General features: G+C 60.0%; 16 protein-coding genes. 14 read left to right on the top strand and 2 right to left on the bottom strand.

Features of this window, described 5'->3' with window-relative positions; translation table 11 throughout:
* Nucleotides 1–73: 73 nt before the first annotated feature.
* Nucleotides 74–658 (bottom strand): TetR/AcrR family transcriptional regulator, encoded by a 585-nt coding sequence (locus R0J92_RS00790; protein WP_411050393.1) that lies wholly within the window; start codon nt 656–658, stop codon nt 74–76.
* A gap of 61 nt (nt 659–719) precedes the next feature.
* On the opposite strand from R0J92_RS00790, the gene R0J92_RS00785 reads away from it, so the two are divergent.
* From R0J92_RS00785 to R0J92_RS00775, 3 genes are all read left to right on the top strand, one after another.
* Nucleotides 720–1,145, top strand: a complete 426-nt coding sequence (locus R0J92_RS00785; RefSeq protein ID WP_411050392.1) for a VOC family protein — start codon at nt 720–722, stop codon at nt 1,143–1,145.
* 157 nt (nt 1,146–1,302) lie between these two features.
* The gene (locus tag R0J92_RS00780) at nt 1,303–2,007 is read left to right on the top strand and encodes a CoA transferase subunit A (protein WP_411050391.1); all 705 of its coding nucleotides are present in this window, start codon (nt 1,303–1,305) and stop codon (nt 2,005–2,007) included.
* 3 nt (nt 2,008–2,010) lie between these two features.
* Nucleotides 2,011–2,637 carry a 3-oxoacid CoA-transferase subunit B gene (locus tag R0J92_RS00775; RefSeq protein ID WP_106162075.1) on the top strand — a complete coding sequence of 209 codons (627 nt, stop codon included), beginning with the start codon at nt 2,011–2,013 and terminating at the stop codon, nt 2,635–2,637.
* Nucleotides 2,638–2,728: 91 nt separating this feature from the next.
* On the opposite strand, the gene R0J92_RS00770 is transcribed toward R0J92_RS00775, so the two are convergent.
* The gene (locus R0J92_RS00770; protein ID WP_411050390.1) at nt 2,729–3,541 is read right to left on the bottom strand and encodes a lytic transglycosylase domain-containing protein; all 813 of its coding nucleotides are present in this window, start codon (nt 3,539–3,541) and stop codon (nt 2,729–2,731) included.
* Between the two features lie 361 nt (nt 3,542–3,902).
* Between R0J92_RS00770 and R0J92_RS00765 the strand changes: the two genes are divergently transcribed.
* The 11 genes from R0J92_RS00765 to R0J92_RS00715 all read left to right on the top strand — a co-directional run bounded on the left by R0J92_RS00765 (nt 3,903) and on the right by R0J92_RS00715 (nt 14,039).
* Nucleotides 3,903–4,109 (top strand): Flp family type IVb pilin, encoded by a 207-nt coding sequence (locus tag R0J92_RS00765; protein ID WP_106162073.1) that lies wholly within the window; start codon nt 3,903–3,905, stop codon nt 4,107–4,109.
* Between the two features lie 99 nt (nt 4,110–4,208).
* A complete protein-coding gene (locus R0J92_RS00760; RefSeq protein WP_165798079.1) occupies nt 4,209–4,382 on the top strand; it encodes a hypothetical protein in 174 nt (57 codons plus the stop codon).
* 134 nt (nt 4,383–4,516) lie between these two features.
* Nucleotides 4,517–5,380, top strand: a complete 864-nt coding sequence (gene cpaB / locus R0J92_RS00755) for a Flp pilus assembly protein CpaB (protein ID WP_411050389.1) — start codon at nt 4,517–4,519, stop codon at nt 5,378–5,380.
* A 215-nt stretch (nt 5,381–5,595) separates the two neighbouring features.
* A complete protein-coding gene (locus tag R0J92_RS00750) occupies nt 5,596–6,987 on the top strand; it encodes a type II and III secretion system protein family protein (RefSeq protein ID WP_106162071.1) in 1,392 nt (463 codons plus the stop codon).
* 22 nt (nt 6,988–7,009) lie between these two features.
* The gene (locus R0J92_RS00745; RefSeq protein ID WP_106162322.1) at nt 7,010–7,630 is read left to right on the top strand and encodes an OmpA family protein; all 621 of its coding nucleotides are present in this window, start codon (nt 7,010–7,012) and stop codon (nt 7,628–7,630) included.
* A gap of 234 nt (nt 7,631–7,864) precedes the next feature.
* Nucleotides 7,865–9,109, top strand: a complete 1,245-nt coding sequence (locus R0J92_RS00740; protein WP_411050388.1) for a CpaE family protein — start codon at nt 7,865–7,867, stop codon at nt 9,107–9,109.
* Between the two features lie 30 nt (nt 9,110–9,139).
* Complete coding sequence (locus R0J92_RS00735; protein ID WP_411050387.1) at nt 9,140–10,588, top strand: CpaF family protein; 1,449 nt, start codon at nt 9,140–9,142, stop codon at nt 10,586–10,588.
* On the top strand, nt 10,588–11,556 hold the full coding sequence (locus tag R0J92_RS00730) for a type II secretion system F family protein (RefSeq protein WP_106162069.1): 969 nt from the start codon (nt 10,588–10,590) through the stop codon (nt 11,554–11,556). Before R0J92_RS00735 ends, R0J92_RS00730 begins: the two co-directional genes overlap by 1 nt.
* Nucleotides 11,557–11,566: 10 nt before the next feature.
* Complete coding sequence (locus tag R0J92_RS00725; protein ID WP_106162068.1) at nt 11,567–12,538, top strand: type II secretion system F family protein; 972 nt, start codon at nt 11,567–11,569, stop codon at nt 12,536–12,538.
* Nucleotides 12,539–12,549: 11 nt separating this feature from the next.
* On the top strand, nt 12,550–13,155 hold the full coding sequence (locus tag R0J92_RS00720) for a tetratricopeptide repeat protein (protein ID WP_106162067.1): 606 nt from the start codon (nt 12,550–12,552) through the stop codon (nt 13,153–13,155).
* Nucleotides 13,156–13,187: 32 nt separating this feature from the next.
* On the top strand, nt 13,188–14,039 hold the full coding sequence (locus R0J92_RS00715; protein WP_317384150.1) for a tetratricopeptide repeat protein: 852 nt from the start codon (nt 13,188–13,190) through the stop codon (nt 14,037–14,039).
* Nucleotides 14,040–14,046: the final 7 nt, after the last annotated feature.

The raw sequence follows: 14,046 nt of genomic DNA, 5'->3' as shown, positions 1-14,046 counted from the left end.
CGTCTCATCAGCATTGAAAATGCAGACGCGCCCGTTGGGCCCGGCGCCGCGCTGACGCGCGGCGCCTCGCGTTTCACCCGAAGCCAGTGCCCAGAAGGGCGGCCATCGCAGCCTCGAAATCCTCAGGAGCGCCGTCCCCCTGCGTGATCGCCAAGGCTGCCCGGTCAAACGCCGCCGACAGTACCGTGGCGCGCGCGTCCAGCTCTCCGGCGGGCAGATCTGGCTGCGCTGCGGCCAGACCGAGACGCAGGGCCGCCCTGCCCCCGCCGGCGTCGATGCGATCCATCTCCTGCGCACCGAGGACCGAGGGGCCATCAACCAGCAGCAATTGCGCCCGCCCGTTGATCTGCATCGCCGCAAAGAACGCGCGGCTGCCCGCGGTCAACGCGCCCTCACCGACCGCCCCCTGCCCTGCGGCCTGGATGGCCTGCGTGACCGCCTCAGCCTCCTGCTGCACAACGGCGCGAAACAGCGCCCGCTTGTCGTCGAAGTGATGATAGAGCGCCCCCCGCGTGGCTCCTGCCGCGCGCACGATCTCGGGCGTGCTGGCCTCGGCATAGCCTTTTTCCACAAAGAGCGCGCGCGCCGCCGCGATCAGCCGGGCGCGCATCTGCGCCCGACGCTCTGGATTAGGAGTGGGTTTGGTTTCCTCTTGCATACATGCAGCCTGTTTGCTTATTAAAACATACTGCCTGTATGTTACTCTTGGAGAGAGACAGATGAAACCCACTCAATTCTACCCCGTGATCCAGACCCCCGACGTGGGCGCAACGGCGCGCTTCTACCAGACGCATTTTGGCTTCTCGCCCGTCTTTACCTCGGATTGGTACATTCACCTGCAAAGCGATGCGGACCCCGGCGTGAACCTCGCGATCCTCGACGGCAGCCACGAAACCATCCCCGAGAGCGCGCGGGGCATGACCTGCCATATGCTGCTGAACTTCGAGGTGGAGGACGCCCGGGCCGAGTATGACCGCCTCAGCGCGCTGGGGCTGGAGGTGGTGAAGCCGCTCTGCGACGAGGACTTCGGCCAGCGCCATTTCATCCTGAAAGACCCCAATGGCGTGCTGATCGACGTCATCACGCCCATCGCCCCCAGCCCGGCCTTTGCCGCTCAATACAATGCCGAAGCGCTGCCCGGCTGAGCCTTTCATCTTTTCAAAAATACCTCCGCCGGAGGCACGGGGCCAATTGGCCCCGTCGCACCATCGGTAGAAATACGCAGAGCTTTCCGTATTCGTTGACTCGACAGCGCAGCTAAGGCGATTAGCTTGATCCAGAGGAAATGGAAGGGAGAGTTCCATGAAAAAGGTATACGGCTCTGCTGCCGAGGCCCTGGACGGGGTGCTGTTCGACGGCATGACCATCGCGGCCGGCGGCTTTGGCCTCTGCGGCATCCCCGAACTGCTGCTTGAGGCGATCAAACAGGCGGGCACCAAGGATCTGACCTTTGCGTCCAACAACGCGGGCGTCGATGATTTTGGCATCGGCATCCTGCTGCAGACCAAGCAGGTCAAGAAAATGATGTCGTCCTACGTGGGCGAGAACGCGGAATTCATGCGTCAGTATCTGTCCGGCGAGCTGGAGCTGGAGTTCAACCCGCAAGGTACCTTGGCCGAACGCATGCGCGCCGGCGGCTGCGGCATTCCGGGTTTCTACACAAAGACCGGCGTCGGCACCCAGATTGCCGAGGGCAAGGAAGTCAAGGAATTCGACGGCGAGGAGTACATCCTCGAACGCGGTATCTTCGCGGACCTGGCGATCGTGAAGGCGTGGAAAGCTGACGAGACCGGCAACCTCGTATTCCGTAAGACTGCCCGCAACTTCAACCCGCCCGCCGCCATGTGCGGCAAGGTCTGCGTGGTCGAGGTGGAAGAGATCGTGCCCACCGGCAGCCTGGACCCCGATCACATCCACCTGCCCGGCGTCTATGTGCACCGCCTGATCCAAGGCGAGCACGAAAAACGCATCGAAAAAGTGACCACCCGTCCGCGTGAGGAGGCCTGATCCATGGCATGGGACCGCAACCAGATGGCCGCACGGGCGGCACAGGAACTCGAAGACGGCATGTATGTGAACCTCGGCATCGGCATCCCGACGCTGGTGGCCAACTATGTCGGCGACAAGGACATCACCCTGCAATCCGAGAATGGTATGCTGGGCATGGGCCCCTTCCCCTTTGAGGGCGAGGAAGACCCGGACCTGATCAACGCCGGCAAGCAAACCATCACCGAGCTGAACCGAACTGCCTATTTCGACAGCGCAACCTCCTTCGGCATGATCCGGGGCGGAAAGATCGCCGCTGCGATTCTCGGCGCCATGGAAGTGGCGGAGAACGGCGACCTGGCGAACTGGATGATCCCCGGCAAGCTGATCAAAGGCATGGGCGGCGCCATGGATCTGGTGGCGGGCGTGGGCCGCGTCATCGTGGTAATGGATCACGCCAACAAGCACGGCGAGTCCAAGCTGCTGAAGGAATGCACCCTGCCGCTGACCGGCAAGGGCGTGGTGGATCGCATCATCACCAACTTTGGTGTGCTCGACGTGGTTGAAGGTGGCTTGAAGATCGTCGAGGTCGCCGAGGGCGTCACCGAGGACGAGCTGCGCGCCGCCACCGAGGCAACCATCGTCAACTAGTCGACGGATTTTTCCGTCGTAAATGACACGCGTGGCGCGGTGATCGAGAGATCGCCGCGCCTTTTTTGCACGCCGCCCAGACCCTCGACGTTCATTTCATGGATTGGAAAACGCACCCGTCCGACACCATGACCGGCGGCGTTGTGCACAGGTTGCGCGTGACCCGATAGGCCGCGAGCACCTTTGGTACATAGTCACGGGTTTCCGCATAAGGGGGGACGCCCCCGTGCTCACGCACCGCTCCTGCGCCCGCATTATACCCGGCCAGAACCAGGACCGGATCGCCGGAGAATTCCTGCATGAGCACATCCAGGAACTTCACCCCACCAAGAATGTTCTGCTGCGCATCAAACGCATCCGAAACGCCAAATTGCGTCGCAGTGTCAGGCATCAACTGCATCAGCCCCTGAGCCCCGACCCGGCTGACAGCATCCGCCTTTCCACCGGATTCGACCGCCATGACCGCAAGCACCAGCGCGGGAGAGACATCAGTGCCAATGGTCGACGTCAGCAGGGTCACGCCATAGTCGGCAATCATGTCCTGCAAATCCTGCAAGCGCGGCGCGGGAACCTCGACGCCGCCCTCAAGCACCCCAAGCCCGTCCTGCAACCGCCCCGGCGACGCGCCTGCCAAATCGGTGCCCACCTCATCCCAGAACCAGGCAAACCGCGCGGCCTTCGCCGCCGGAGCAAGCGAGCCGTCCGGCGCAGCTGCAACGGACACATCGGCCGCGGGCTCTGCTTCAGGGTCGATCTGCACGGTGATCCGCTTCTGTGTGCCCGCAGTTGGTGGCCGGACCCGCTTTGCCTCAAAATCCGCAAATGGCACGGGCTGCGCCGCCTCCTGCGCACACACGGCACTCGCGACCAAGAGACCACAGCATGCGGCCAGCACCCTTTTCATATTACGCCCGTTCGTTTTCTGCTCTGATTTGAGAGAATCCTGAGCCAAAGCAGACCAAAAATCCAGTCTGACAGTCGGGAATTGGGCCATTTTGCCATATTTGCTCCTCAATCCGGCTACCCGGGAGGCGTCTACGTCAGCAAGAAACGGCAAATTCCCTTTGTGAATAGAACCTTACCGAATTTGCTAACATTTTTTTAATCTTAATGAAGCGTTTCCGGATTTCGGCCCAATTCCTGCCACGCTGCATGCGGATAACAGGGACATCCAAAGCGGGACGTCATCTGAAGGTGAGAGAGCAGATGACACTAAGCGCCCAACAGGATGCCAACATTCTACCGATCCTCAGGAGGGACGAACCATGATCAAATTCTTCAAGAACTTCCGCAAAGACGAAGACGGCGCCGTAACAGTTGACTGGGTTGTACTGACCGCAGCTGTCGCCGTTCTGGGCACCCTCGTTTACAGCCAGATTTCGCAGGGTGTGGTTGATATGACCGCTGACACATCAACCTTCCTCACCACGAACGACGCCGACTCCTACACAGCGCCGACTCCGACCGAGTAATTCGCACCCGTTGCGGATAGCTGAATTGCAAAACTATCCTGGGCCCATCACACGCATCGGCCCAGGATAAGCAATATATGTAGTTTGCGGAGTACGGCCATGAAGACGCTAAAAGCCTTCAGAGCAAGCGAAGACGGCGCAATATCAGTAGATTGGGTCGTCCTGACCGCTGCAATGGCCGCCCTATGTGCTTTGACCGCAAAGTTCATGAGCGATGAGACTTTCGCTCATCTCAACTCCATCGTCGAATACATGAGAAATCTGACATTCTGACCGGCTGAGAGACCTCAAGTCAGAGATGGACCAGCAAGTTGTATTGCCCGGCGGCGCGGCTGGTACCCGATGATGCCACAGAACCGTCCGCCGTAGGCGCACCACCGCCCTGAGTTTCACTGAAAGGGACTACCATGAGAGCAGTTTTCGGACTTGTGCTCGTCGTGGGCGTCGCCCTGGCTGGCGGCGCCGTCATGATGGCAAAGAACTACATCGAGAGATACCAGACGGCGCTGGCGCAAGAGCAAGCCAACCGGACCACATCCGTGCCAACCGTTGCGGTATTCGTCGCGAATGAAACGCTCTCGTACGGGCAACGCCTGACCAAGGAGTCTGTGCGGGCCGTCGCATGGCCAAAGAATGCCCTGCCAGAGGGTGTCTTCAGCGACGAGGCAACGCTATTCCCGTCTGAAAAGGCAACAGACGCGCGCTATGTCCTGCGTACCATGGAACGCAACGAGCCCCTGATGGCCGTAAAAGTAACCGCCCCCGGCGAGGACGCTGGCATTACCTCCCGCCTTGAAAAAGGCATGCGGGCTTTTGCCATTCGTGTTGATGTCGCCAGCGGCGTGTCGGGGTTCCTGCGGCCCGGCGACCGGGTTGATGTCTACTGGAGTGGCCAGCCACCTGCCCGCCGCGGCCAGGATCACAACGGTGAAGTCACTCGTCTGATCCAGACGAATATTGAACTGATCGCTGTCGATCAGATCGCAGGCAGCGACTTTCGGGACGCGGTCATCGCACGCACGGTGACGGTCAAAGCCCTGCCAGAACAGGTTGCGACCCTTGCTCAGGCTCAATCGACAGGTCGCCTGACGCTGTCCCTTGTCGGTGCCGAAGATGATACGATCGCGTCGCTGGTCGAGGTAGATCAACGCGCTCTCTTTGGATTGGGAGAACTGGACGCGCCAGTGCAGACCGAAGAGAAAAGAGTTTGTACGATCCGCACCCGCCGCGGTGCAGATGTCGTCGACATCCCGATCCCCTGTAGTGATTGAATTTTTTGAATATTTCCTGATCTAAGGACGCAAGGCCCGTATCTCATCTCAGAGGCGCGGGCCTTGTTCTTGTGGCGCGGGATCACCACGCGGCGCGTGAATACACGCTCCGAAGTCATTGATTCTTGCATTGAAACAAGAAGTCGCGCACATTGACCGCAAATTCGGGGCGCAAAGACCCCACACTCTGAGGCGTGATCCGAAAGGCAGGTCACATGTCAATTCGACGTTATTGTGCGGCAGCCCTCACTGGGCTGACCCTTCTGTTTGTTGCGCAGCCCCACGCCACTCTGGCGCAGGGGATCAGCGTTCTGAAAAAGGGCACCAATGCGATTCTGGATGTCCCGATGAATCGGGCCGTGGTGGTGGAGGCTGATGTTCCGTTTGCAGAGCTGAGCATCGCCAACCCAGGGATCGCAGATATCTCGTCCCTGTCAGATCGAACGATCTATGTGCTGGGCAAGTCTCCGGGCATGACCACGCTGACACTGCTGGACGCCTCCGGCCGTCTGATCACCAATGTCGACGTACGCGTTGCGGCAGATGTGAGCGAATTCAAGAAACGTCTGCAGCAGATCCTGCCCACCGAGAAAATCGAGGTGCGTACCGCCAATGACGGGATCGTCCTGTCCGGCAACGTCTCCAGTTCGCAACGCCTGCAGCGCGCCCTTGATCTCGCCGAGCGCTATGCACCGGATCGCGTCAGCAACCTGATGACAGTCGGCGGCGTTCAGCAGGTCATGCTCAAGGTACGCTTTGCCGAAATGCAGCGCTCGGTCAGCAAGTCACTTGGCTCTTCTGTTGCCTTCCGCTCCAGTCGCACCACTGGTGAGACCGGAACCTGGCTACAAGGCAATAATGGGCTCGGCCAACCGACGATCACCCCTCAGGGCGAGTCCTTGGGCGCAATGTTTGTCGGATTTGACATCGGCTCTGTTGAGTTCGGCATCCTTCTCGAAGCTCTGGAGCAAAAGGGCCTTGTTCGCACGTTGGCAGAGCCCAACCTGTCTGCCCTCTCCGGTCAGGAAGCCAGCTTCCTTGCGGGGGGCGAGTATCCGGTGCCGGTCGCACAGGACGAAGGGACGACAACCGTCGAATTCAAACCCTTTGGCATTGAGCTGAACTTTACCCCCCGCGTCGTGGACGGCGATCTGATCAATCTTGAATTGATGGCCGCCGTCTCCGCGATCGACACTGCCAACTCCCTGACCTTGAACGGGTTTTCGATCAACGCCTTCACGCGTCGCGAAACCGCGACCACAGTGGAATTGCGTGACGGGGAGAGCTTTGCCATCGCAGGGCTGATTGAGGATGAATTCCGTGACGGCGCCGCCCAGATCCCATGGCTGGGTGATGTGCCTGTGCTCGGGGCCCTGTTCCGCAGCGCGGACTACGAACGCAGCCAGAGCGAGCTGGTGATCATCGTCTCCGCGCATCTGGTGACCCCGACACGTGGCGAAGCGTTGTCGCTGCCCACGGACAGGATCCGGCCACCAAGCGAAAAGAACCTGTTCCTATTTGGTCGCACAGAGCGTGCCCAAGGGGGGGCAGCGGGTGAAGTGGCCAATCAGGACTTTAACGGATCCTACGGCTATCTCCTTGACTAACCCTGACAAAACGGTGGCGCAGATGTTGAAACACGCAGCAATTTTCGGGCTTGCCCTCCTGACGGGGGCCTGCGCCTACAAAGAAGCTGGCGAACCGCTGGATCCGAAATACTTCGGTGTGGCGACCAACAACAACACCGCCGTCCTGTCTGGCGACCGAAGCTACCGCGTGCAACTGGCAACACGGTTTGCCAACGAAGTGCCCAGCACGATCACCTTTGATTTTGACAGCGCACGCCTTGATGGCAATGCACGTCAGATTCTGGACGCGCAGGCTGAGTGGATCCGTCAGTTTCCAGAGGTTCGGTTCCGTGTGTACGGCCACACCGATGCGGTCGGCAGCCAATCCTACAACAAGCGGTTGGGTCTGCGGCGCGCACGCGCGGCCGTGAACTACCTGGTCACCCGAGGCATTTCACGAAAACGCCTGGAGGCGGTGGCCTCGTTTGGTGAAACCCAACCTCTCGTCCTCACGGCGCAGCGCGAACGCCGCAATCGTCGCACAGTGACAGAGGTCAGCGGCTTCGTGGCCGCGCGTGTCAATGAGCTGGACGGCAAATACGCCGCTGTCATCTATCGCGACTACATCACCAGCGCGGCTGCCGTCAGCACCTTGTCGACCGATTCGGGCCTGGACGAGTAAGCACCCTCAAGAGCCAGCGCCGTCTCCACCTGCGGCACGGCTCCTTATTCCTGCCGCAAGGGTAACGATTTGTTAGGTATGTTTAACATTCCCTACAATCGGAGTTTTTTGGCCCCAATCTCGCCTATATTGAGAACGACACTGTTCCCATAAGCGCCGTGTACCTTGTGGTGGGGGCGGCGTCGGTCCAGCATCGGCTTTGCGCCGGGGCCGAACAATGTGGGGATACTGGCGATGACGAGTGGGATTTCGCAAACCGAGGCTGCGCCGATCGCAGCCTGTACAATTAGCCGAGACGTGCAACTCTTCGATCTGTTGATCGAAGACATGGAGGCGGTGATGGGCGAAGCTTGGGGCGACCTGGGCTTTACCGAAGCGCTGGCGTTTTTCTATCAGCCTGAATCTGCAATGGTTGAATTCGTGGCATTGGCTATGGATGCCGAGGACGAAGACAACCTGCCGCTGATGGGCGAAATCATCACGCAAGCCAAATCACGCGGCATCAAGGTCATTCTCGTGGCCGAAGACGTGACCCCCGCGGCCCTGCACAAGCTGCTGCGCCAAGGGGCCGACGAATTCATCCCCTACCCGCTTCCCGAACAAGAACTGGCTGCTGCTGTTGATCGCCTGCGCGAGCCCGCAGCGCCCGCGGCTCCGGCAGCAACGCCGGCACGGGCTCACAAGCTTCAGGCGGACAGCCAGCGCGAAGGCGCGGTCATCGTCACTCAGGGCCTGGCAGGCGGGTCCGGCTCTTCGACGTTTGCGGTCAATCTGGCCTGGGAGCTGGCAGAGCTGAATGCCTCCGAACGGCCCTCGGTCTGTCTGCTGGATCTCGATCTGCAAACCGGCTCCGTGTCGACCTACCTCGACCTTCCGCGCCGCGAGGCTGTGATGGAGATGCTCAGTGAAACAGAGGCCATGGACGAGGACATCTTTGGCCAGTCGCTGATTTCGTTCCAGGACAAGATGCAGGTTCTGACCGCCCCTGCCGACATGGTGCCCCTGGAGTTCATCACCCCGGAGGACATCTTGCGGGTGGTGGAAATGGCACGAAGCCACTTTGACTTCGTGGTCATCGACATGCCCCATACGATGGTGCAATGGACCGAAACGGTCCTGAACCTGGCGCATGTCTACTTCGCGATGATCGAATTGGATATGCGCTCCGCTCAGAACGCGCTGCGCGTGAAACGGGCGCTGCAGTCGGAGGATCTGCCCTTTGACAAGCTGCGTTTCCTGCTGAACCGCGCCCCGAAGTTCACCGATCTCAACGGCAAGAGCCGCGTCAAACGCTTGGCAGAGAGCTTGGGGATTTCCATCGACATCCAACTGCCCGATGGCGGGAAAAGCGTTCTGCAAAGTTGCGATCACGGTCAACCATTAGCGATTTCCGCGCCGAAGAACGCGTTGCGCAAGGAAATCGCCAAACTGGCGAAGAACCTGCACGAGTTGGGACGCGCTGAAGCAGAAGCGGCTTGATCGATCGCGTGAACACCTGGGGGTATCAACATGTTTTCCAAGTATAAGAAACAAGCAGCCGCGCCAGCGGTGCCAAAACCTGCCGCCCCCGCATCCGTTGCCGGAGCGCCCCCCGCACAGGGGGTCAAGGCCATCCTGCGGCGTCCCGAGCAACGCGCTGCCGCCAGCGCTGCCCCGCAGCAGGACCGGGACCGCAAGCGCAAGGAACGCCTGAGCGAAATCAAGATCGAGCTGCACCGCGAGCTGTTGGAAAACCTGAACCTTGCCGCGCTTGAAAAAGCTACAGAATCCGATCTGCGCAACGAGATCGCCGCGATCGCCAGCGAAGTCCTGCAGGAAAAGAACATCGTTCTGAACCGTGAGGATCGCCAGCAGCTCAACAAGGAGCTCTACGACGAGGTGACAGGCCTCGGCCCGCTGGAAACCCTGCTCAAGGACGACAGCGTATCCGACATTCTGGTGAACGGTCCGCAGCAGATCTTCATCGAACGTGGCGGCAAGCTGGAACTCAGCGATGTGACGTTCAAGGATGAGCGACATCTGATGCGGATCATCGACAAGATCGTCTCTGCGGTGGGCCGGCGTGTCGATGAATCCAACCCCTATGTGGATGCCCGCCTTCAGGATGGCTCACGCTTCAACGCCATGGTGCCACCGGTCGCGGTGGACGGTTCGCTGGTCTCCATCCGAAAGTTCAAAAAAGACAAGCTTCAGATCGATGACTTGGTGAATTTTGGCGCATTTACCGAAGAGATGGCTGCATATCTGCAAGCCGCGGTTTCCACCCGACTGAACATAATCGTCTCTGGCGGCACCGGCTCGGGGAAAACAACCACCCTCAACGCGCTGTCGAGTTTCATCGACAATGCGGAACGGATCCTGACGATCGAGGATACCGCAGAATTGCAGCTGCAGCAGACCCATGTCGGTCGGATGGAAAGCCGCCCGCCCAACGTCGAGGGCAAGGGTGAGGTCAGCCCGCGCGACTGTCTGAAGAACGCCCTGCGGATGCGTCCGGATCGTATCATCGTGGGCGAGACCCGCGGCGCCGAGGTGATCGACATGCTGCAGGCGATGAACACCGGTCACGATGGGTCGATGACCACGATCCACGCCAACTCTGCCCGAGACGGAATTTCGCGCCTCGAAAACATGATCGCGATGGCGGGCATCGAGATGCCGATCAAGGCCGTGCGCAGTCAGATCGCCTCGGCTGTGAACCTGATCGTACAGGCCTCGCGCCTGCAGGACGGCTCACGCCGGATGACCTCGATCACCGAGATCACCGGCATGGAGGGCGATGTGATTTCCATGCAGGAGATCTTTCGCTTCCAGCGCGTCGGCCTGACGCCGGACAACAAGATCCTTGGCCATTTCACCGCAACCGGCGTGCGCAGCCACTACTCGGAACGGTTCCGTCTGTGGGGCTATGACCTGCCTGCGTCAATCTACGAACCCACTGTCATGGAGGCCCGCTGATGCAAATCGGAATTGAACCGCTCATCTACGGGCTGATCTTTGTCGGGGTTCTTGTGCTGGTCGAAGGCATCTATCTGGTCACCTTTGGCAAATCGATCAGCCTCAACAGTCGCGTCAATCGACGTCTCGAGATGATGGAGAAGGGCGCCAACCGTGAGCAGGTGCTGGACCAACTTCGCAAGGAGATGCAGCAGCACCTGAAGTCCCAATCCATCCCGCTGTACTCGCTGCTGGCTGAACGGGCGCAGAAAGCCGCCATCGCGTTTACCCCAGTGCAACTGATCCTGGTGATGTGCGGGCTGGCGGCGCTGGCCTATGTCGGTCTGAGCGTCGGGACCCAAGCCGAGCCACCAGTGCGCGCCCTTGCGTCTGTTATCATCGGCGTGGGTGCAGTGTTTTTCTGGGTTAACTCCAAGGCCAAAAAACGGATGGCCATGCTCGAAGAGCAACTGCCCGACGGGGTCGAGCTGATGGTTCGATCGCTCCGCGTCGGGCATCCGTTTTCGTCAGCCGTGCAAATTGTCGCCAAGGAAGTTGAAGACCCGCTGGCGACTGAGTTTGGCATCATCGCGGACGAATGCGCCTATGGGCGCGATGTTGGTGAAGCGCTGAAGGAAATGGCCGAACGTCTGGACATGCAGGATCTGCGCTTTCTTGCGGTGGCGGTGACCATCCAGCAGCAATCCGGGGGCAATCTCGCCGAAGTGCTGGCTGGACTGGCCAAGGTGATCCGTGCCCGGTTCCGCCTGTTTCGCCGCGTGAAGGCGATCACCGCCGAGGCGCAATGGTCCGGCAAATTCCTATCGGGTTTTCCGCTGGTCTGCCTCGTCTCCACGCTGATATCGGACCCGGGCTATTACGACAGCGTCATCGACCACCCCTGGTTCATACCGGCCTGTTTCGTCGTGGGTGGCATGCTCACGGCCAATCTGTTCGTGATGCGCGTGCTGACCAATATCAAGGTCTGAGGAGACTTCCATGAACCCGCTGACATTCGCTCAAGACCTGTTGATCGCGCAGTTCGGGGAGTTCGGTCCGCTTCTGGCGGTCGGCTTCCTCGGCCTGGTGCTGGTCGCCGTGGCTGTTGGGTTGATCCTCAACCAACCCGAGGATCCGCTGAAGAAATTGCAGCGCAATCTGACCGAACAGGAAAAGACAAAGCCGCAGAACCAACGCCTGCGGCAGGCAAATCGCAACGAACAACTGCAGAAATTTGCGAACTTTCTGGAACCCCAGGACGCCGAAGAACTTTCGGCCATGGAATTGAAGCTGCAACAGGCCGGTTACCAGTCGAAGGACGCGGTGCGCCTGTTCCACTTCGCGCAGTTTGCCTTGGGTCTCATTGGCCTCGGTCTGGGCCTGTTTTACGTCCATGTGATGAATGCCGACGTGGAATATAGCTCGCAGGATATGGCGCTGCGCATCATCGGGATGGGGGGGGCCGCCTATTTCCTGCCCCGCTACTGGATCACACGACGGGTCGAAGAGCGCAAACAGGCCATAACCCGCGCTTTCCCGGATGCATTGGACATGATGCTGGTCTGCGTGGAAGCCGGGCAATCACTGGATCAGGCGATCGTGCGTGTCGGACAGGAGCTGCGTTCATCCTACCCCGAGCTTGCCGAAGAGTTCGACGTGGTCGCCTATGAGATGAAAGCCGGCAAGGAGAAGGACAGGGTCCTGCGCGACATGGGCACCCGCTGCGGCGTACAGGATGTGTCATCCTTCGTGACGGTCATGATCCAATCCGCGGCCTTTGGTACCTCGATCGCCGAGGCGCTGCGGGTCTATGCGGGCGAGATGCGTGACAAACGCGTGATGCGCGCGGAAGAGGCTGCAAACAAGTTGCCAACCAAAATGACCCTTGCCACAATGGGGCTCACCGTGCCGCCTCTGCTGATCATTCTGGTCGGTCCTTCGGCACAGGGCATTGCAAACTTGGGAAAATAGGCCAAGCCACCATGATATTTCGGATCAGGCGCACCCATCTTTTCCGCCTGGTCTCACCCGCGGTCGCCGCCAGTGCTCTTGCTCTGGCGGCGTCTTGCGTGTCGGGACCAGGCAACGGGCTCGCTCCCATCGCAGCGGATGGCACCTGGGCGCCGGGCGTGGACACGCGAGCTGAAGGCGTAAGCGGACTGGATGTCGGCCACCGGCTGATGGCCGCAGGGCAATACGAGCTGGCCATCGACGCTTTCAACCGGGCGGCATTAGAAGACGGGCTTACGCCACAGGTTCTGTCCGGATTGGGGTCCGCCAATCTTGGCCTTGGTCGCCTTGGCCAGGCCGAGGCCCTGCTGCGCCGCGCCATCAAGGAAGAGCCCCAATGGCCACAGACGCTGAACAACCTCGGCACCGTCCTGATAGAACAGGGAAAATACGCCGAAGCGGAACAGATCCTGCGACGCGCCTACGCATTGGACAATGGCCAAAGTGACGCAATCCGCGATAATTTGCGGCTCGCTATCGAAAATCTTGACAACACAGGGCATAGTGGCGCCAACGGCGCGCAAGATAAACTGGTGCGACAAGGTGGCGGTCTGTACCGCATCGAAACGACACCATAGCGCCAGAGGCAGAGCAGAGAAGGACGCAAAAAATGCGCCATTTGGGACTATTGTCCGCAGGGCTGTTCGGGGCGCTGATCCTGGCCTCCTGCGCCAAGGAAATCGACAAAGATGCCGTCGAACGTGCGCTTCAGGACGTCAACGTCATCGATGAAAGCAACCTCAACAGCGTCGTTCTGAGCAGCTCAGACCCCAATGAGGCTGTCACCTACTTCCAGCGCAGCGTGCAGCAATCCCCTGATCGGATCGACCTCAATCGCGGGCTTGCCGGTTCTTTGATCCGCGCCAAGCGCTACACCGAGGCCGCTGCTGCATGGCAGCGTGTGGTGGACCTTCCGGAGGCAAGCAGCGATGATCATGTCGCGCTTGCAGATGCGTTGATCCGAAACAATGACTGGGACAAGGCGCGCGAAGTGCTGGACACGGTGCCGCCGACACATGAGACCTTCAAACGGTACCGTTTGGAAGCGATGATCGCCGACTCCGAGCAGGACTGGAAAGCGGCCGACAGTTTTTACGAAACCGCGGTTGGCCTGACCACCAAACCCGCTGGCGTGTTCAACAACTGGGGCTATTCCAAGCTAACGCGCGGTGACTACACCGGCGCAGAACGTCTGTTTGGCGAAGCACTCCGGCAGGATCCCAACCTGTTCACCGCCAAGAACAATCTGGTTCTGTCACGGGGGGCACAGCGCAACTACAGCCTGCCCGTGATCACCATGACCCAGACCGAGCGCGCAAAGCTGCTGCATACGATGGCGCTGTCTGCGGTCAAACAGGGCGACGTCAGCACCGGCGAAGGTCTGCTGCGCGAAGCGATAGACACCCATCCACAGCACTTTGACGCAGCCGCCCGCGCATTGGAAGCGCTCGAAAACGGCTGATCGGGAG

This window comes from Tritonibacter sp. SIMBA_163 (genome assembly GCF_046535935.1).
Taxonomy (GTDB): Bacteria; Pseudomonadota; Alphaproteobacteria; order Rhodobacterales; family Rhodobacteraceae; genus Epibacterium; species Epibacterium scottomollicae.
The sequence above is the reverse complement of the archived record's forward strand: the minus strand, read 5'-3'. Positions and strand labels throughout refer to the sequence as shown.

Coding starts and splice junctions, on each gene's coding strand:
- R0J92_RS00740 (WP_411050388.1), top strand. CDS start 7,865: ATGACGAGTGGGATTTCGCAAACCGAGGCTGCGCCGATCGCAGCCTGT.
- R0J92_RS00765 (WP_106162073.1), top strand. CDS start 3,903: ATGATCAAATTCTTCAAGAACTTCCGCAAAGACGAAGACGGCGCCGTA.
- R0J92_RS00760 (WP_165798079.1), top strand. CDS start 4,209: ATGAAGACGCTAAAAGCCTTCAGAGCAAGCGAAGACGGCGCAATATCA.
- R0J92_RS00750 (WP_106162071.1), top strand. CDS start 5,596: ATGTCAATTCGACGTTATTGTGCGGCAGCCCTCACTGGGCTGACCCTT.
- R0J92_RS00715 (WP_317384150.1), top strand. CDS start 13,188: ATGCGCCATTTGGGACTATTGTCCGCAGGGCTGTTCGGGGCGCTGATC.
- R0J92_RS00725 (WP_106162068.1), top strand. CDS start 11,567: ATGAACCCGCTGACATTCGCTCAAGACCTGTTGATCGCGCAGTTCGGG.
- cpaB (WP_411050389.1), top strand. CDS start 4,517: ATGAGAGCAGTTTTCGGACTTGTGCTCGTCGTGGGCGTCGCCCTGGCT.
- R0J92_RS00790 (WP_411050393.1), bottom strand. CDS start 658: ATGCAAGAGGAAACCAAACCCACTCCTAATCCAGAGCGTCGGGCGCAG.
- R0J92_RS00785 (WP_411050392.1), top strand. CDS start 720: ATGAAACCCACTCAATTCTACCCCGTGATCCAGACCCCCGACGTGGGC.
- R0J92_RS00780 (WP_411050391.1), top strand. CDS start 1,303: ATGAAAAAGGTATACGGCTCTGCTGCCGAGGCCCTGGACGGGGTGCTG.
- R0J92_RS00770 (WP_411050390.1), bottom strand. CDS start 3,541: ATGAAAAGGGTGCTGGCCGCATGCTGTGGTCTCTTGGTCGCGAGTGCC.
- R0J92_RS00745 (WP_106162322.1), top strand. CDS start 7,010: ATGTTGAAACACGCAGCAATTTTCGGGCTTGCCCTCCTGACGGGGGCC.
- R0J92_RS00775 (WP_106162075.1), top strand. CDS start 2,011: ATGGCATGGGACCGCAACCAGATGGCCGCACGGGCGGCACAGGAACTC.
- R0J92_RS00730 (WP_106162069.1), top strand. CDS start 10,588: ATGCAAATCGGAATTGAACCGCTCATCTACGGGCTGATCTTTGTCGGG.
- R0J92_RS00735 (WP_411050387.1), top strand. CDS start 9,140: ATGTTTTCCAAGTATAAGAAACAAGCAGCCGCGCCAGCGGTGCCAAAA.
- R0J92_RS00720 (WP_106162067.1), top strand. CDS start 12,550: ATGATATTTCGGATCAGGCGCACCCATCTTTTCCGCCTGGTCTCACCC.